19 protein-coding genes are annotated in these 17,188 nt (G+C 56.3%); 11 read left to right on the top strand and 8 right to left on the bottom strand.

Features of this window, described 5'->3' with window-relative positions; all coding sequences use genetic code 11:
* Window positions 1–189 precede the first annotated feature (189 nt).
* Window positions 190–1,593: a sigma-54-dependent transcriptional regulator gene (locus ACW5W7_RS15965; protein ID WP_456502338.1), complete on the bottom strand. Its 1,404-nt coding sequence runs from the start codon at window positions 1,591–1,593 to the stop codon at window positions 190–192.
* A gap of 149 nt (window positions 1,594–1,742) precedes the next feature.
* Window positions 1,743–2,549: an FKBP-type peptidyl-prolyl cis-trans isomerase gene (fkpA, locus tag ACW5W7_RS15960; RefSeq protein WP_349921222.1), complete on the bottom strand. Its 807-nt coding sequence runs from the start codon at window positions 2,547–2,549 to the stop codon at window positions 1,743–1,745.
* Window positions 2,550–2,668: 119 nt separating this feature from the next.
* On the opposite strand from fkpA, the gene ACW5W7_RS15955 reads away from it, so the two are divergent.
* Complete coding sequence (locus ACW5W7_RS15955; RefSeq protein ID WP_456502337.1) at window positions 2,669–3,637, top strand: WD40 repeat domain-containing protein; 969 nt, start codon at window positions 2,669–2,671, stop codon at window positions 3,635–3,637.
* A 14-nt stretch (window positions 3,638–3,651) separates the two neighbouring features.
* Window positions 3,652–3,867 (top strand): SlyX family protein, encoded by a 216-nt coding sequence (locus tag ACW5W7_RS15950; protein ID WP_349921220.1) that lies wholly within the window; start codon window positions 3,652–3,654, stop codon window positions 3,865–3,867.
* A 69-nt stretch (window positions 3,868–3,936) separates the two neighbouring features.
* On the opposite strand, the gene ACW5W7_RS15945 is transcribed toward ACW5W7_RS15950, so the two are convergent.
* Together ACW5W7_RS15945 and ACW5W7_RS15940 are read right to left on the bottom strand one after the other, a co-directional pair.
* Window positions 3,937–4,575 (bottom strand): FKBP-type peptidyl-prolyl cis-trans isomerase, encoded by a 639-nt coding sequence (locus tag ACW5W7_RS15945; RefSeq protein WP_456502336.1) that lies wholly within the window; start codon window positions 4,573–4,575, stop codon window positions 3,937–3,939.
* Window positions 4,576–4,796: 221 nt separating this feature from the next.
* Window positions 4,797–5,003, bottom strand: a complete 207-nt coding sequence (locus ACW5W7_RS15940; protein ID WP_456502335.1) for a YheV family putative zinc ribbon protein — start codon at window positions 5,001–5,003, stop codon at window positions 4,797–4,799.
* A 179-nt stretch (window positions 5,004–5,182) separates the two neighbouring features.
* Between ACW5W7_RS15940 and ACW5W7_RS15935 the strand changes: the two genes are divergently transcribed.
* From ACW5W7_RS15935 to ACW5W7_RS15915, 5 genes are read left to right on the top strand one after another with little or no spacing between them, the layout of a single operon-like run.
* Window positions 5,183–6,328, top strand: coding sequence for a tyrosine-type recombinase/integrase (locus tag ACW5W7_RS15935; protein WP_456502340.1), 1,146 nt, complete (start codon window positions 5,183–5,185; stop codon window positions 6,326–6,328).
* Window positions 6,328–8,004 (top strand): hypothetical protein, encoded by a 1,677-nt coding sequence (locus ACW5W7_RS15930; RefSeq protein ID WP_336756861.1) that lies wholly within the window; start codon window positions 6,328–6,330, stop codon window positions 8,002–8,004. The genes ACW5W7_RS15935 and ACW5W7_RS15930 overlap by 1 nt, the downstream gene beginning before the upstream one ends.
* A complete protein-coding gene (locus tag ACW5W7_RS15925) occupies window positions 8,001–9,023 on the top strand; it encodes a hypothetical protein (RefSeq protein ID WP_456502334.1) in 1,023 nt (340 codons plus the stop codon). The genes ACW5W7_RS15930 and ACW5W7_RS15925 overlap by 4 nt, the downstream gene beginning before the upstream one ends.
* Window positions 9,023–9,895: a hypothetical protein gene (locus ACW5W7_RS15920; protein WP_456502333.1), complete on the top strand. Its 873-nt coding sequence runs from the start codon at window positions 9,023–9,025 to the stop codon at window positions 9,893–9,895. Before ACW5W7_RS15925 ends, ACW5W7_RS15920 begins: the two co-directional genes overlap by 1 nt.
* The gene (locus tag ACW5W7_RS15915; protein ID WP_336756858.1) at window positions 9,895–10,374 is read left to right on the top strand and encodes a TetR family transcriptional regulator; all 480 of its coding nucleotides are present in this window, start codon (window positions 9,895–9,897) and stop codon (window positions 10,372–10,374) included. Before ACW5W7_RS15920 ends, ACW5W7_RS15915 begins: the two co-directional genes overlap by 1 nt.
* Here ACW5W7_RS15915 and ACW5W7_RS15910 read toward each other — a convergent pair.
* The 4 genes from ACW5W7_RS15910 to ACW5W7_RS15895 all read right to left on the bottom strand — a co-directional run bounded on the left by ACW5W7_RS15910 (window position 10,288) and on the right by ACW5W7_RS15895 (window position 13,210).
* Window positions 10,288–10,473 carry a DUF6527 family protein gene (locus ACW5W7_RS15910; RefSeq protein ID WP_419715472.1) on the bottom strand — a complete coding sequence of 62 codons (186 nt, stop codon included), beginning with the start codon at window positions 10,471–10,473 and terminating at the stop codon, window positions 10,288–10,290. The genes ACW5W7_RS15915 and ACW5W7_RS15910 overlap by 87 nt on opposite strands.
* A 144-nt stretch (window positions 10,474–10,617) precedes the next feature.
* Window positions 10,618–12,024 carry a ThiF family adenylyltransferase gene (locus ACW5W7_RS15905; RefSeq protein ID WP_336756857.1) on the bottom strand — a complete coding sequence of 469 codons (1,407 nt, stop codon included), beginning with the start codon at window positions 12,022–12,024 and terminating at the stop codon, window positions 10,618–10,620.
* Window positions 12,021–12,722: a multiubiquitin domain-containing protein gene (locus ACW5W7_RS15900; protein ID WP_336756855.1), complete on the bottom strand. Its 702-nt coding sequence runs from the start codon at window positions 12,720–12,722 to the stop codon at window positions 12,021–12,023. The genes ACW5W7_RS15905 and ACW5W7_RS15900 overlap by 4 nt, the downstream gene beginning before the upstream one ends.
* Window positions 12,723–12,976: 254 nt before the next feature.
* Window positions 12,977–13,210, bottom strand: coding sequence for a DUF2188 domain-containing protein (locus tag ACW5W7_RS15895; RefSeq protein WP_336756853.1), 234 nt, complete (start codon window positions 13,208–13,210; stop codon window positions 12,977–12,979).
* A gap of 90 nt (window positions 13,211–13,300) precedes the next feature.
* On the opposite strand from ACW5W7_RS15895, the gene ACW5W7_RS15890 reads away from it, so the two are divergent.
* From ACW5W7_RS15890 to ACW5W7_RS15875, 4 genes are all read left to right on the top strand, one after another.
* Window positions 13,301–14,368: an XRE family transcriptional regulator gene (locus tag ACW5W7_RS15890; RefSeq protein ID WP_336765209.1), complete on the top strand. Its 1,068-nt coding sequence runs from the start codon at window positions 13,301–13,303 to the stop codon at window positions 14,366–14,368.
* A 3-nt stretch (window positions 14,369–14,371) separates the two neighbouring features.
* The gene (locus ACW5W7_RS15885) at window positions 14,372–14,860 is read left to right on the top strand and encodes a PIN domain-containing protein (protein ID WP_336756849.1); all 489 of its coding nucleotides are present in this window, start codon (window positions 14,372–14,374) and stop codon (window positions 14,858–14,860) included.
* Window positions 14,861–15,484: 624 nt separating this feature from the next.
* Window positions 15,485–16,123, top strand: a complete 639-nt coding sequence (locus ACW5W7_RS15880; RefSeq protein WP_456502332.1) for a hypothetical protein — start codon at window positions 15,485–15,487, stop codon at window positions 16,121–16,123.
* Between the two features lie 134 nt (window positions 16,124–16,257).
* The gene (locus tag ACW5W7_RS15875) at window positions 16,258–17,157 is read left to right on the top strand and encodes a chemotaxis protein (RefSeq protein WP_349921216.1); all 900 of its coding nucleotides are present in this window, start codon (window positions 16,258–16,260) and stop codon (window positions 17,155–17,157) included.
* Window positions 17,158–17,188 lie beyond the last annotated feature (31 nt).

The following is a 17,188-nucleotide window of genomic DNA, read 5'->3' as shown; positions in this document are numbered from 1 at the left end:
CCCACCACCAACAAACCCTCCCAAACCAAACAAACCCCCGGGGCGGCCCCCCCCCCCCCCCCCCCGGCACTCCAGCTATCTGCTCTGAATGACGCCTGTCATCCCGACACCGACCTCAGCCCTGGCTCGCCTCCTCCCGTCCCTGCTTCTTGCGATAGCGGGATTGGGAAGGTGTGGGCTGAACGTCCATCAGCCCTGGCTCGCCTCTTCCCAGCCCTGCTTCTTGCGATAGATAGTCGAGGGGCTGATCTCCAGCAGGGCCGCCGCCTTGGGGATGTTGCCGTCACAGCTGGCGATGGCCTGCTCTATGGTCTCCTTCTCCACCAGCCAGAGCGGCCGTATGGGGGCTCGGCTCGGGGCCTGGGCGACCACCTCGGTGGCGCTTGCCGCAGGCAGCACAGCCACGCGACCCTGACCGCCATTGAGAGGAGGCGGCAAGATCTCCGGGCTCACCAGCTCCCTGTCGTTGAGCACCACTATGTTGCGCACCACGTTCTGCAGTTCGCGTACGTTGCCGGGCCAGGGGTAGTCCAGCAACACCCGCACCGCCTCGGCATCGAAGTCTTTGAAACGTTTGTTCTCTTCCTTCGCATAACGCAGCAGAAGATCCCGTGCCAGCAGCAGGATATCCTCGCCACGCTCCCGCAGGGGGGGCAGGCTCAGGGGGATGACGTGCAGCCGGTAGTAGAGATCCTCCCGAAAACGCCCCGCCTTCACCTCCACCAGGGGGTCCCGGTTGGTGGCGCAGACGAAACGCACATCCACCGTCTCCAGCTTGCCGCTGCCGACCCGCTGCAGGGTGCCGGTCTGGATGAAGCGCAGCAGCTTGCTCTGCAGGTCGAGATCCATCTCGCAGATCTCGTCCAGAAACAAGGTGCCGCCGTCCGCCAGGCTGGCCGCCCCCTTGCGATCCCCCTGGGCGCCGGTAAAGGAGCCTTTCACATGGCCGAAGATCTCGCTCTCCATCAGATCATGGGGGATGGCGGCGCAGTTCAGCGCGATGAAGGGCTGCTCCCGGCGCGGGCTGCACTGATGGATGGCCTCGGCGCACACCTCCTTGCCGGTGCCGCTCTCGCCGGTGATGAACACGGTCGCCTTGCTCGGCGCCGCACTCTCTATGATGCGGTAGACCGCCTGCATGGGCATGGAGGCGCCGATGAAACCGGCGAAGGAGCTGCGCTCGAAGTTTTCCCGATACTGGGCCACCAGGGAGCTGAGCTGCTGGTGCTTCAGGGCGTTGCCGGCGGTGGCGCACAGTCGCTTGCCGTCAAACGGCTTGGTCAGGAAATCGAAGGCCCCGAGGCGCATCGCCTCCACCGCCACGTCCACCGACCCGTGGGCGGTGATCACCACTACGGAGCAAGGCAGCTGTTGTTCGGTGATCTGCTGCAATATCTCCATGCCGGACATGTCCGGCAGCTCCAGATCCAGCAACACCACGGGAGGAGGGCTCGCCAGCAGTTGCGCCAGCGCCTGCTGGCCACAATCGGCCAGCAGTACCTCATAGCCATCCTGGGCCAGATACTGCTCATAGACGACCGCCAGACTGCGGGTATCTTCCACCAACAGGACGCGAGGTTTGCTTTCAGCCACGGGATCCATCCTTGCGATTGATTTTGTTGTCTATTCTGCGGGCGATGAGCCACACACTCAAGCCATGACAGCCAGCTTTCTGAAGCCAGGTGCTGCCAGTTGAAAGTAAAAACGGCTCCCTGAGGAGCCGTTTTTGTGCAGCATGCTGCTTATTTCTTGGCATCCGCCGCTTCGGCAGCCGGCTTCTCGATAGCCAGCAGCTCGACGTCAAATACCAGCACGGCGTTCGCCGGGATGGAACCTGCACCGTGCTCGCCATAGGCCAGCTTGGACGGCAGGAAGAACTTGAACTTGGAACCGACCGGCATCAGTTGCACGCCTTCGGTCCAGCCCGGGATCACCTGGTTGAGCGGGAAGGTCGCCGGCTCGCCGCGATCGACGGAGCTGTCGAACTTGGTGCCATCGGTCAGGGTACCGGTGTAGTGAACCTTGACGATGTCGGTGGCCTTGGGCTTGGCGCCGTCACCCATCTTCTCGACCAGATATTGCAGGCCGGATTCGGTGCTCTTCACGCCCTCTTTCTTGGCGTTGGCGGTCAGGTACTCTTCGCCTTTCTTCAGGTTGTCCACGGCATCCTTGTCAGCCTTGGCCTTGGTCAGCTCGTTGATCTTGGCGTCGTACTCTTGCAGAACCTTCTGGATCTCCTCGTCGGTCATGCTGGCTTCTTTGCCCAGACCGTCGGTCACCCCTTTGAGGATGACGGTGTTGTCCAGCTTGATGCCGAGCTCTTGCTGACGCTCCAGGGTATTGGCGATATAACGACCCATGGAGAGGCCGATCGCATAGCCGGATTGCTCTTCAAAGCTCTTGGCTTCAGCCTTGGGGGCCTCTGCTGGCTTGCTGGCTTCTGCCTTCACCTCTGCATTGTTGGCAGCCGGCTTTTCATCTTTTTGGCAACCAGTCAGGCCGACGGTAACGGCCGCGGCCAGCAGGGACACCTTCAGAAAATTGTTCATCAGTTTCTCCAAAACTCTAAATACCGCTCTCGGTTCCTTCATGAAATGAGAGGTTTATAGTGATAAGCGCCTTATACTAACGCCCTGATCGCAGGTAACGAAAGCATGAGACAGGAAAAATGATCAAAAGTGCCATTTATCTCTTCGGTATTTGTCTGATGCTGACAGGTTGCGAACAGAGCTCATCCCCGGACCAGCAGATCCCCCTCGCCAGTCAGGGGTTGCTGAGTGCGGATCTCTCCAGCGATGGCCGACAGGCCATGGTCTCCAGTCTCGGACAGGGGACCGTGGTCTGGGATCTCGACAAGGGGCAGGAGCGCTGGCGTTGGCGGCAGTCCGACAGTCAGGACAACTTCGTCACCCTCACCCGCTTCTCCCCGGACGACAGCCATGCCATCACCGCCACCCAGGACACCTTCGCCATCTGGCGGCTGCAAGATGGCCAGTCCCAAGGCTACTACTCCCTTCCTGAATCCAGGCTGAGGGACGCCGCGCTCTCGGCCGATGGCACCCAGGTGCTGATCGGGCGCGAAGATGGCAAGGCGGAAGTGGTGGATACCCGCACCGGTCGCCGCTTGCAGTTCCTCGGCCACAGCGAGCAAGTCAATACGGTGGATCTCTCCCCCAACGGCCGTTACGCCCTCACCGGCGGCAACGACTACAGCGCCTACCTGTGGGATACCCGTACCGGCCAGGTGGTGTGGCGCTTCAACCACGGCGGCCGGGTGGTGATGGCAAGGCTCGACCCCAGTGGGCGTTTCGCCTTCACCGCCGACAGCCGCCAGGCCAGCATCTGGGATCTCAAGACCGGCAAGGAGCAGAGCCGGCTGCAGTTTGACCACCGCTTCGAGGTCTACACCTCGGCGCGCTTTGCCAGCGACGGTCAGTGGCTCATCACCGGGGCCCCCTCCCGTCAGCTCTCCCTGTGGCGGGTGAGTGATGGCAGCCAGCTGCAGAGCTGGCGCGTCTCCCCCCATCCCAAGGTGAAACCGCCGAGCGCTGTGGTCTATGGCGTGGCTTTGCGCGACAATAGCCACCTCGTCAGCGCCAGTTCCAGTGGCCTGGCCGAAATCTGGACTATCAAGTAAGGACCAACAGGCCCATGAGTCAGCAACTTAACGATCGCCTCGAGACCCTGGAAAGCCGTCTCGCCTATGCCGAATACACGGTGGAGCAACTCAACGACGAGGTGACCACCCAGGGTCGTGAGCTCGATCGGCTCAAACATCAGATCCAGCTGTTGATCGACAAGCTGCAGAGCGTGCAACCGAGCCAGATCGCCAGCATGGCGGAAGAGACTCCGCCGCCGCACTACTGAGTGCCGCGCCAGTCGCCCATAAAAAAACCCGCAACGAAGCGGGTTTTTTTTATGATGCCAGAGGGCAGATCAGTGCTGGTGACCCTTGCCACCGCAACCGCCACCACCGCAGCAACCGCCGTGACCGTGGTCGTCGCCGTGATCATGACCGTGGTCGTGGCCGTGATGACCACCGCCGCAGCAGCCGCCATGGCCATGATCGTGATCATGGTCGTGATCGTGGCCATGGTCGTGACCGCAGCCACCGGCACCGTGCACGTGGCCGTGGGCCAGCTCTTCGGCAGTGGCGGCACGCACTTCCTTGACTTCAACCTTGAAGCCCAGAGTCACGCCGGCCAGCGGATGGTTGCCATCCACCTTGATGAACTCTTCGGAAACCTCGACCACGGTCACCGGGCGGTGGCCATCGTCGGTCTCGGCAACAAAGGTATCCCCTTCAGACACTTCCATGCCATCGAACAGCTCGCCCGGCACTTCTTGCACCAGGTTCTCGTCATACTCGCCGTAGGCCTGGCTCGGGGCCAGGGTGACCTCGAATGCCTCGCCCACACTGCGGCCTTCCAGCTCGGCTTCGAGGCCGGAGACCAGATAACGGGTACCGTGCAGATACACCAGAGGCTCTTTACCGACAGTGGTGTCGATGACTTCACCGTGTTCGTCGGTGACCGTGTATTCCAGCGTAACCACGCTCAGGGGAGCTACTTTCATGTCAGGGATCCTGCGGATAGAAAAAAACGGGGCCAGAATACCTCAAAAAGGTGGCCAAGCATATGATCTGCCGCGCCAAGGCGCGCTGAAAAATCCAGCAGACCACAGCGCCACTGACCAGACCCCGAATATACGGGCTGGCCTGCTGGCCGGACGGGACGGCGATGGCCGCTGGATGTCGCGGCTCCTGTCCCTCCGGTCAGGCGCCATGCCGACGGCCCTTATTCGGGACGAAACACCCCGATGACCTGTTCGGCGCCACGGGTCGCCTTGTCCACCTCGGCCTGGGTTTGCACCTGGGTGTCCCCGCAGTCGACACAGGTCACCTTCTCGACTCCATGCTCCATATACAGCATCATGGTGTCCATCTTGCCGCACGCCGGACAAACTGCACCGGCAATGAAGCGTTTTTTACGTCTGGCTTCCATTTTTGTTACCTCCAGGCAGCATCATATCAGGGTTTTCACATGATCAGGAGCTTGCTAAGTGTTAGTAACAGGCTAGCTTTACAAACCAAGGAGTTAGATAAAAAGCTTCAGACGCTATGACTTATGACTCTGAGTCCTTCCGATAAGGATTTTCGGTTCATCAGAGTGGGGGCTGGTTGATGGAGCTTATTTGGGCTACCAAAGATTTGGTGATTGCTGGTCGTCCGTATACTGGCTTTCCGATCCTGCTTTGGGACACGATGGAGAGTTGCGTTCCCGCCAATGATTTCCTTCGTCACTACCTTCTGCGCGGGGCTATAGGGTCAACAAAGTCCTGGCCAAGCACTGGCCGTGCACTGTACGACTTCTTCAGCTTCCTCCAGGCACATGACATCGATTGGCGCGACGTTGACCGTGGTGAAGCCAAGAGCATTGTCGCAGCCTACCGAGACTACTGCCTGGTTGAGTGCAAGTTGGCTCGTTCAACAACACGGCAACGGTTGCACTATATCTGCAAGTTCTACGAATACGCCCAGACACAGGGATGGGTGAGCAGTCTGCCGTTTCGCTATGAAGAGCGAACGGTCAAGCGTGAGGTCGGTTTTTTGGCCCACGTCGATGCCAGGGGTGGCAAGACCATGGCAAATGACGTGATGCCGCGCGCGCATAGTGTATTACCAAAGTTTTTGAGCATGGATGAGATCAGGGCGCTGTTGCAGGCTGCGGAGAATCCCCATCACCGAATGATGATGCTGTTTGGGCTTCGGACCGGCTTGCGTCGCGAGGAAATCGCCACGTTCCCACTGGCCTACATCTCCGATACCGACAAGAACGGCAGGCGAGAGCGCAATATTCTGATTAGTCTCGATCCGTTCGATGATAATGGCATGCTGACGAAAGGCAGCATGCCACGCAACATCTACCTCAGTCGCCGCTTTCTTTCCGAGTTGCATCGTTACGTGGTCCAGGTGCGCGGTGACCGGAGCTCTCTCAGCCCAACGAAATACAAGCCGCTGTTCCTCAACCAGTTTGGGGAGCCCTTCGCCAATGATGGCAAGGGCATCGAGCGCATCGTCCGCGATATCGGCAAGAAGGTCGGCATCAAGGTTCATCCTCACATGCTACGCCACACCTATGCCACCCACACTCTGGTAACTCTGCAACGACATCGCGGCGACATAGATCCTTTGGTGTTCGTGCAGCGGCAACTCGGACATAGCTCGATCCAGACGACGATGGTGTACCTGCATTTGATAAACGAACTGGCCGATAGCGCGGTGTTGGCCTACGACGACGAGCTGAACGACAGTTTGGAGACGGCCTGATGGGCAAACGCAAGGTCTATGGCAGAATCGATCTCAACGCTACGCAGGTCGAGCACAGCCTTGCTCAGCAAGGGCATGACGTCGTGCTGCCCGAGGACATACCTCCAGCAAGCACGCTGGTCGCATTTGGACGCAATGCCACTACCGCCCGAAACTTCGATTTTTCCCCCTGGTACGGTTCAGGTATTGATACGATCACCTATGCCTGCCAGAGGCAAATTGAGCGCTTCTTGGCCGGGCAAGATACTCAGGTCGAGGCCAGCACCGTGGGGAGCTACTGCTTAAAGGGTATGCGCAACTTCCTCGGTTACCTGCGGCTGCGTGTGACCCAGCTCGGATACGGGCTGAGTCTGGCTGACATTGACCGCGACTTGATCGACGGCTACCTCGGATACTTGGCTGGCCAGGGCTTGGTTATATCCACCCAGAAGCAAGTCTATGACAGCACGAAGTCCGTGCTTCTAGCACTCGGCCAGCGGGGACTGATCACCTTGGTCATCGCCGGTGATGCAGCCACCTTTCCACGCAACCCTTTCCCGCACAGCAACAGAAAGTTAAAGGGCGAAACTCCGCTACCGAAGGCCCAGCGCCAAGCGTTCGCCGCGGCGCTCAAACAGGCGGTCATGCCGATCTGGCAGGACGATATACCTCTGACCAGCGAGCTATTAGCCTATGCCCTGCTGATCGTGGCGTTGCATACAGGGCGCAACACCACTCCGCTGCTGGAGATGGGGCGCGAATGTCTACGCGCCCACCCCAAGGACAACAGCACCTTCCTGATCCTGTGGAAACGGCGGGGGCATAACACCAGCAAAGTCATCCTTCGGGGAGAAAGCACGAATGAGCGCCTGCTGGAGTCAGCTCCGATCATCAGGACGAATGTCGAGCACCTGATCCGACGCGTGATCGCTCGCACCGAACCGCTACGCGCTAAGGCTTCCCACGATGTTCAGGCACGCATCTGGCTGTATCGGTCACGCAGCAATAAAAATTGTGGTCAGGTCGATACACTGTCTGAAAGGAAATTGAAGTATGCGATTACGAAGCTTGTAGCTGACTACGAGCTCACGGACACCGATGGGCAGCCGCTGCGCATCAACGTCTCACGCCTGCGCAAGACCTTCGCAAACCGCATCTTCGAGATCCTGGACGGTGATCTAGCAACGACCGCCATTGCCCTCGGTAACACGCCCCAGGTGGCCGGTCGGCACTATATGACGGCGGATGAGGGGGCCAAGCGCAACTGGCGATTCATGGGCAATGTCATGGTCGAGGAGTTGCTGGCTCACACCATCGGCATGACCTATAAGACGCCGATGGGGCGTTGTAGTGACCTGGTAAACGGTCAGTACGCCCCCAAGCGGGAAGGTGCTACCTGTATTAACTTCCTCAGCTGTCTACGCTGCCGGAATTACGTGGTGACGGGCGACGATCTGCACAAACTGTTCAGTTTTTATTTCCGTGTGTTTGCCGAGCGCGAGCACATGGACAAACGGCGCTGGCAACGAGATTACGCGCAAGTACCTCGGCTGATTGACGACTACATCGTGGCTGAGGGTCTGAGACGTGGAGTCTTCAAACTCGCGGCCGTCGAAACGGCACGTGAGCGAGCTCGCATCGAGCCGCACCCCTTCTGGTCATTCGATGTCGTGTCACAGTTGGAGGTCTTCGCATGAACAACAATGCGGTGGTTTCACCGACTTGGCCTGACGTTGAATCACAACCATGGGACGTGCGCGAACTGCCCGACAGCCTGCGCGATGCCCTCATCGTGGGTGCCACCCAAGTTGATGGGCAATGTGTCGTTATCAGCCGCTATGGTGATGATATTTGGCGCCTAGACGGTGTGCCAAGCAACAAAGCCAACAGTAATACTTACCTTAAGTTCAAACTTGTACCGGCTGCTTTCAGAGCGGTGATGAAGGCGATAATGTACCGCTACCTGCGGCGCGGTCGGGGGGGCCGGCAACGACCGAAAGGATCAGCTCTGATAAATTTTCTTAGCCATGCAGTGGCCTTCCTGCGCTACCTTGACGCGCTCACACTCACCCGCCTGGCATTAGTTACGCCCATTGTCTGCACAAATTATGCTGCTGAGTGCCGGGAGTACCGCCATTCTCACTACGGCAAAAGTAAGCCGTTATCACAGGGTAGTCTTGCTCACCGCTTCCAGGCCGTCGAAGCACTCTACGAATTGAGTCAATACACTCACGACCCAATCCCGCAACATCCTTGGTATGGGACGTCTGCTAATGCTATTGCCGGGCAGACCGGAAGCGGTGCGACCCATAAGCAGGGCTGTAAGACGCCGTTGATGCCAGATATAGTGTTCTCCACACTGTTCCAGAATGCCTATGAGCAAGTTAGAGGCGGCCAGCGCTTGCTCGATCTACGCGATGCCGTCGCATCTGTCGTAGTGGAACCAAGAATACAGAGGCTTCGGGCTGTTATCAGTACCAAGAACCAACACCTCGCCGCCCTTGGCTGGGAAGGCGGCGTTGATGCCCTCAACAAAGCAATACTATATCTGCGCACCGCCTGCTACATCGTACTGGCCAGCACCTCCGGTTGCCGCAACCACGAGTTAGCCAATCTACAGTCAGGTGCTCACCGCCGTACCGAGGATGATGAAGGCACTATCTTCCATTGGATGCGCTCCAAGTCGGAAAAGACCGAAACTGGAGAACACGACTGATGATCCCCGAAGCAGCCGTACAAGCGCTGCATATCATGGAGCGTTGGGCGGAGCCTTACCAGGCCATGATCTCCACCGAGATAGCCGAGCGACACAAGGTTAACCCACTCGACCCGGAAATCGCCAATGCGCAGAAACAGCAAAGTGCGCTGTTCCTAGGATCAACTAAAAGCAAGGGAAATCAAGTTCGTACCCTGTCGGATTACTCGTGGGGTCTTGCCCTCAAGGCATTTGCCAAGAATGCAGGACTTGACTGGTCGCTTGCCAGCCACCAGTTTCGTCGAAAGTTCGCCAGCTACGTGGCACACAGCCAGTTCGGCGATCTACGTTACTTACGTGAGCATTTTGCACATTGGAGCATGGACATGACACTTGGCTATGCGATGGATGATGGCTGGGGTAATCATCTTGATCTCGAACTGTACAATGACATCCAGACTGAACTCGAAGACATCAAGCTTGGCACCGTGGATAACTGGCTGGGTGACGACCAGCTGGCTGGAGGTTACGGGCGATCAATTAAACGATGGCAGCGCGCCCCTGCCAACCTTGCCCTCTTCAAGGATCACCGGACAATGGTGATTTCGATTGCCGATAGCACCGCAATCCGCAGCAATGGACACGCTTGGTGCACTGCCGACAATGATGGCTGCATTGGCAACACACTTGAGCGCACACGGTGCATCGACTGCAACAATGCCGTGATTGGGCCCGACCATCTTGGCATCTACCGCCAGCTCTACAACAACCTGAAGGGATTGCTGGAGTGCGGCGATATTGGCGAGAGTGGTCATATGCGCGTTCTACGCGACTTAGAACGCTGTCGCGATGTATTTATGCAACTTGGCTATGACCCGGAGAGCGACGTGTAATGACGATCAAACGTAAGCCCGCCGATGCCCGAGAAAAGGAGCTACTCTTCGCGCTCCACCGCATTGAGCGTGGTCGGGCAAAGACAGATGAAAAGAAGGTTACCATCGCAGCAGTGGCGCGTGAGGCGGGTGTTTCGGCGGCACTGATCCATAATTACTATCCGAACATCGCCGAGGCCATCCGTGAGGTCCAAGGGCGCTCTAGCCGCGCTCAGCGCGATGTGAAACACCAAGCTCTACGTACAGAGCGAGAGAAAGGGCGTGCTCTGCGTCAGGAGATCGAGGAGTTGCGTTTCAAGGTTGCAAGCCTAACTTCGATTAACGAAGTGCTGATAAACGAAAATCGGATTTTAAAAGCTAAGCAGAACGATTCCAGCGTGGTCGCTCTCACCTCAGTCTCGACACCAGATCACTTTCCCTTGTTTGAGGAAGAAATGGCTTCGGCATCCAGCCGTTCTATGAATAGAGGGGTGGAGTGACGCAGCCCTGCGTACTCCCTCATCTACAACCCAGCGAGGGTGCCCATTGCTGGCTAAAGAGAGCTGGATTAAATCACCGCACCCGCATGGACAAACCATGACTGCAAGCCAGTAACACCCTCCAGATCCCACGACATACAACGTATATAGATCGAGCGACTCGGGCACTTCTTCACACCTAAATAAGCGGTGTTTTGGAATGATCCCGAATAGCTGCTGAAACCAACGAAGAAGCCACTGCATTTAAACCCCCGGTTTGGCTAGAAAACTCTGTAACCCTAGTGGTGGCTCGACATCACCACAGCCCAGTCGAGCAGAAAAGATTGGGCATGGCTTGCTTTCTGGGTTGTCACTGCTCGCTGGCGGGTCACTGAGTACGATACACCGATATGCGTACTCACGGTTTGGCTCGACTCGATAGGGATGAAGTCTCGCTAGGAGCTCATTCACTGCAAGCGCAGCCGCTTGCATATTGATCGATATGACTGCTGGTTGATCAACTCGCGAGTTACGAACGTAACCTTCTTTAAGCCGATCTGCATATTGCTGAGGATTCTCCCGCATCATGAATGCAGCATCTAAGTCCGGTTGTGTGTACACGCCTCGGCTCAGCAAACTGGAACCGCCAGGTTGGACATAGTGAATAGCCACACAAACCTGATCAATGCCTCCCACACCGTCTGCATCAATACGAACACCAACATCAATGAGTGGGATCAGGTAATAGCTAGCCAGCTTGTTCAGTAGGTGTCTGCCATCGATTGAGTCCATGCATCCAATTAGTACGTCGCAGGTAGACAACTGATGAATAACTTCTCGATTCATCAAATCTGCTTTGAGAGCAACTACCTCAGTGCCTAGACCCATCTCGGTGATGGCCCGACGCATAACTTCGACTTTACTTCGCCCCTGCTTCGCGTCGTCCCAAGTGCTATTCAGGATGCGATTAAGGTTTTTATCTTCAATGTGATCGGGGTCGGCCAAGATTAGCTCCCCCACGCAATTCCTGGCAAGCTGCTCGATCACAATGCTGCCTGTACCCGAGCAACCAACAACGCCTATACGAAGTGAACGAAGTAAGCTGTAGGTATTCTCACCAAAAGTTTGAGCGATTCGCAAAGCATAACTAGGAGTAACTTCTGAATTGGCTTGTGGGCGCCAGATCTGGATATCATCCCCAGCAATTCGAATCTCATCAAGGGGCTCACCAATACAATCCGGCCATATCGTACGACCAAACATCTCTCCACTCGGCAACATCACCACACTGGCTTGAGGTTCTTCTGTATCAAGCCAGCCAAATACCGAGGAGTAAAATTCGGTGTCCGAGCGATCATCTGTGTGAGAAAACGTCCCGTAACCACCGGGATGGCTATGTATTTTGACGACACATAGCCCCCGATTCATAGCTGCCGTAAGTGCGGGTATAACCGACTCCGGCGACCAAGTTACACGATGAGGTTCCCGAATCGAACATGCCCCATATGGAACAGGAATGATCGACTGCACCAGAAAGCTGCTGCGTCTATCACTTGTTGCCATACCGCACAACGCAATGACGACAGCCTCCCTTCCATCGCCAGGGAATAGATGACTCATTGCCTGAGCATGATGTATGCCAGCCATGGCTAAAGAGTAACGCTTCATCATTTGCGTAGCTCCGCGACTAGCCAGTCGGTGACCAAAGCCATATGCGTTTCCAAACAGTCGATACCCATGCGCCAAGCACTGCCCACAGTGCGATGACGAGACCAGCGTTGCCATTCCTTACCATCAAATTGATCAAGGGCTAGAGCACTGATCGGGCGACCGTCTGCACGCATTAGCGGTGGATAAAAATAGGCCATGTCGATTTGGGTATCCGGGTAACCCGGTGGCAGTTGGACATTCACGCTTACAGCGGTGCGGTTGTAGCCTTCGGGTACAGGCCAGTCATGAATCACTGCCCTGCGAACGCCCCCCTCCGTAGCGGTTTCCCAACTGAGGCCAAGCAAGTTCAAATATTGCTCGTCATCTTCCAGAAGGCCGAACTCCCGACGAGGTACAGGGCCTTCACCCTCAGTAACCTCGTTCGGAATCGTCATGAAGCGCTCAATGCCTGGCTTAAGGAAGCTCACGACCTCATCGAGCTCTATCTTCCGCACACTTGGCCCCTCTTTCATTTGAAGGATGTATCGCTCGGGAGGAACCTTACTCGCTAGCTCCAGGATCTGTCGCCCAGTCATTTCAGATACATCGACAACGTACTGCTGCTTATCGACTTTAATCTGAAACTTCTTACCGTGCGGAACCTCAAGGTTAGCTTTTGCGTAGGCTTCCAGATTTACAATTTCATCGTTGGTACTCATATCTCAATTTCCTTCAAGTAAATTGATCTCTCGCTCGTCGAAAAGGCCGACAGCGATGAATAGAAAAACCGTGGGGAAACTTGACAGCGTGAACCAGCGAAGAGAGACTCTTAGGCGACCAAACCCGAAGTCAGTATTTCGCTGGTTTCACTCGAGGCAAGCTTCCTAGCTTGCCTCGTTTCATTTATGTAACTGCATTTTTATCCTCCCGTTTTCCCAAATGTGGCAACCGTTCACCGGATAACGTCGAACGTTCACTTTGTATCTTTCGGTGGACACGAATCATTTCCGTGTGAATCTCTTGCGCGTATACGGCCATTTTCACCATGAATCAGTAACTCTCCTCGATCTTGCTTTGCCATTTGCCGGCCTGCATCGATCGCTTGTTGCTGCGTCTCAAAAAGCCGGGATGCTCTCTCCCCACCCTCCCTTAATGCACCCCACTGATCACCACGTCGTACGATGTGGACATTATTGCGGTTCGCCATAACACACCTCATATCAACCTTGACGACCATGAGTTTACAAACGACAATTACCACAGTCAATCTGTAAACCGAACTTATGTGGAGATGACCATGATTGGAAACCGACTGAAACGTGCTAGGGAGTCCAAAGGGCTCTCCCTGCGCGAGCTAGAGGCTCGCATCCAGGGGCATGTTTCGGCGCAAGCAATCGGAAAGTACGAGCGCGATGAAATGATGCCAGGCTCCACCGCCCTGCTTGCCCTAGCAGATGCTTTAGGTGTGACCCCTGAATACTTGATCAGTCGCCAGAAAATTGAACTTACCGGTGTGGATTTTCGTAAGGGACCACAAGCTGGCCCCAAGGAAGAGCGTGCTGTAGAGTCAGTAGTGCTTGATCAAGTGGAACGCTATCTTGAGCTAGAAGAGCTGATGCCAGAAGCTGGGGAGACTTGGCTGCCTCTCGATGATTCAGCGTTTTTCATTGAGCGCATCGAAGATGCTGAGCGTGCAGCTGAAACTCTTAGGCTGAAGTGGAAATTGGGGATTGACGCAATCCCGTCAATGGCCGAGCTCCTTGAGGAGAAAGGCGTTAAGGTCATATCCTTGGAACTTCCAGAAAAAGTTTCAGGCACCAAGGCTCACGTCAGCCGCCCAAATAGAGAAGATGTACCAGTGATTGTTGTGAATCGACATCACAACGGCGAGCGGCAGCGCTTTACCTTGGCGCATGAGTTAGCTCACCTCGTGCTCCAGTTTGCAGGACTGAGCGATGCAGAGCAGGAGAAGGCTGCCGATCGCTTTGCTGGTGCGCTCCTGATGGCTAGGGAAATGATGACCCAATTGCTTGGTGAGCGCAGAACCTCAATCTCGCTTGGCGAACTAGTAGAGCTAAAAAAGTTGTTCAAAGTAAGTATTGCCTCCCTAGTAGTGCGTTGTGGACAACTAGGTGTGATTACTAAAGCTGCTTACGGGCGATTATTTGGACAGATCAAGGCACTGGGTTGGAACGGACAGGGCTCTAACGAGCCGTATTTACTAGATGCTGAAGTGCCACAACGCATGGAGCGTATGTGTTTCAGAGCAGTGTCTGAAGGCGCCATATCTGAATCCCGAGCTGCTGAGCTGCTAAGAATCAGCGTTCGTGAACTTGATGCTAGGCTGATGGGAATCGGAGTTTAAATTTTGATCATCCTCGTCTCCGACACTTCCGTTTTGATCGATCTGGAAAGGGCAGGGTTGCTAGATGCCGCCTTCACGTGTGGAATGACGATGGTAGTTCCTGATTTACTTTATAAGCGCGAGCTAGAAGCGCATAACGGCCCATATCTGCGCTCTCTTGGCTTGGGTGTTGTTGCACTAACAGCCCAAGAGCTGTCGGACGCTCAAGACATAAATGCGCAACGCCCTGCGCTCTCGTTGCCAGATTGCTTCGCTCTAATGTGTTCAATGAGACCTAATCACTGCCTTGTCTCAGGTGACAAAGCGCTCCGAAAAGAAGCGGAAAGAACCGGGAAAGTATTTGGATTGCTTTGGCTTCTCGACTGCATGGAACAAAGAGGCGTTCCTGGGCAGGACTTGGCTGCCGGGCTAGCCAATCTTCTAAATCATCCTAGATGTCGCTTACCCCGCGATGAAGTTGAAATGAGATTGATTCGCTGGCGCGCAGCCTAAATCCAACCATCCAGCAAAAGCCTTCTATGAATTGGAGGAATAGCAGCAGGTAACAGCTTTTCATGTATAGGCTCTTTATCGACAACAGCAACGTATTGAAATAATTATAAAAAAATATTCATTTGTGATCTGCCCCCCCCCAAACAACCGTCACGCACGGGGCCATGACCATTATCGACGCCAACCTCGATCGCATTGCCAGTGATTGCAAATTGTGTCAGCGAAAGCGCAACATTACCCCCTCTATTCTGGTAATCACGCTATTGCGAACGCTCGGCTGTGACCAAGTCAATGGTCTCGCAAACGGCACTGGGGGTATTTCTGATCGGGTACAAGTTGTGCGCATTCGAGTTTGAATTTAGGGGGGAAAGGACGTCGTTTCGATTGTGTCATCATGCTGCGTCAGCGTTTGAGGTGAGTATATCACCGCTAACTAGGTGACCAAATTCCCTATGCCGCTACATACCATCCAACCATAACTCAGAAGGTACTCGGACAAATAGCAAATGGCCGTGTCTGAAAGACTGTATGTGGTTCGAAATGGCCTCAAAAAAATTACTATCTGTAAGCATATGAATACACATGAAATTATTAAATATAACAGTTAATAAGGCTCCGGAACTTATGCATCACGCCATCGAATATCAGCATTTTTCCACTCCTCATCTGCAGATGGGTGCCCGCAAGCGCAGTCCGCTGGGCCAACTGCTGCGGATAACCCGGGGAGCGGCCCTGCTGAGGCTCGGCGCCCAGGAGTGGTTGTTGACGGCGGGCAGCCACTTCTGGCTCTGCAGCGATGCCCTCGCCGCCTTCACCCCCCTGGCGGGTTGCCAGCACGATAGGCTGACCTGCTCGGTACGGGTGGCACAGCCAACCCAGGCCGGCTGGCTGCAAGCCACACCGCTGCTGGATGCCCTGCTGGACAATCTGGCCAGCTGGGACAACACGCGCGACTGGCAGGGGGCCTATGGTCACCGCCTGCGGGTTGCACAGGATGAGCTGATGGCCTCCACCCTGATGGCTCAGGATAATTCCCCCTTGCAGGCAGGCGGCACTACTGATGAGTCCCTCTTTGCCGCCGCCGGTCTGGATGCTCAATCCCTGCGCGATCAATGGCAGTTGCTGCAGGCTGCCCGTCTGCTCAGAAGCGGCAGCAAACTGGTGCAGGTAGTGGACAAGCTGGGTTACCAGGATGAAGCCGCGCTGGCCGATGCCTGTCAGCGCTGGCTCGGCCAGCCTCTGACGGCCCTCTCCCAGCGCTGAGCCGACCCTTACTCCCGGAAAAAACCGGGGAAAGGGATCCAGTTTTACGGCAAGCGGTCGCTAATAACAGACGAGTCATCTGCTTTGCAGACCCTATGCTGAACATCACCGTCTAGACCAACAGGACATCCGCCATGACGAGCAAGGCCAATCAATCCCAGGGCATGTTGTTGTTTCACCTCTCGGCCCGGCAATCTTTCGCCATCGGCACCCTCAAGGTGAAGGAGATAGTACCCTATACCCAGCTCACCGCCCTGCCCCACTCCCACCCGACCGTGCTCGGTGCCGCCAACATGCGGGGCACCACGATCCCGGTGATCGACATGGCGATGGCGGTGGGTTATCGGCGCATCGCCCGGGAGGAGATGGCTCAGTGCTTTATCATCATCACGGATTGCCGCCGCACCCTGGTGGGCTTCCTGGTGCGGGGCATCGACAAGATCACCGAGTGCAACTGGCGCGACATAGAGCCGCCCCCTCCCTCCCTCGGCCACAACGTGTTCGTGACCGGGGTCACCAAGGTGGGCGAGCAGCTGATCCAGCTGCTGGATGTGGAGCTGATCCTCTCCCGGGTCTACCCGGACGATCCCAGCCACCTCTATCCGGTGCTCACCGACGTGCAGCGCGAGCGCCTCAAGCCGATGCGGATCCTGCTGGTGGATGACTCCGCCGTCGCCCGCCGCCAGCTGATGGCGGCACTGGATTACATCAACATCCCCTACGAGGTTTGCACCAACGGTCGCGATGCCCTCACCCTGATGCAGACAAGGGCCGCCGAGGGGCGACCCATCGACATCCTGGTGAGCGATATCGAGATGCCGGGGCTCGACGGCTATGAGCTGGCCTTCGAGGTGCAGAGCGAGGCCAAGCTGGCGGAGGCCTACATTATCTTGCACACCTCCCTCTCCAGCGAGATCAGCGTGGAGCGTGCCCATCAGGTGGGTGCCCACGAGGCGCTGACCAAGTTTGAAGCCAATGAACTGATCCAGGCCATGCTGCGCGGCGCCGAGCACCACGACCGCCTGCCCGCCTGATGACGGAGGCGGGCCCCGGCTCGCCGCCGTC

It is taken from the genome of Aeromonas intestinalis, from assembly GCF_054052485.1.
Note: the sequence above shows the minus strand (reverse complement) of the source record. Positions and strands in the feature narration are given on the sequence as shown.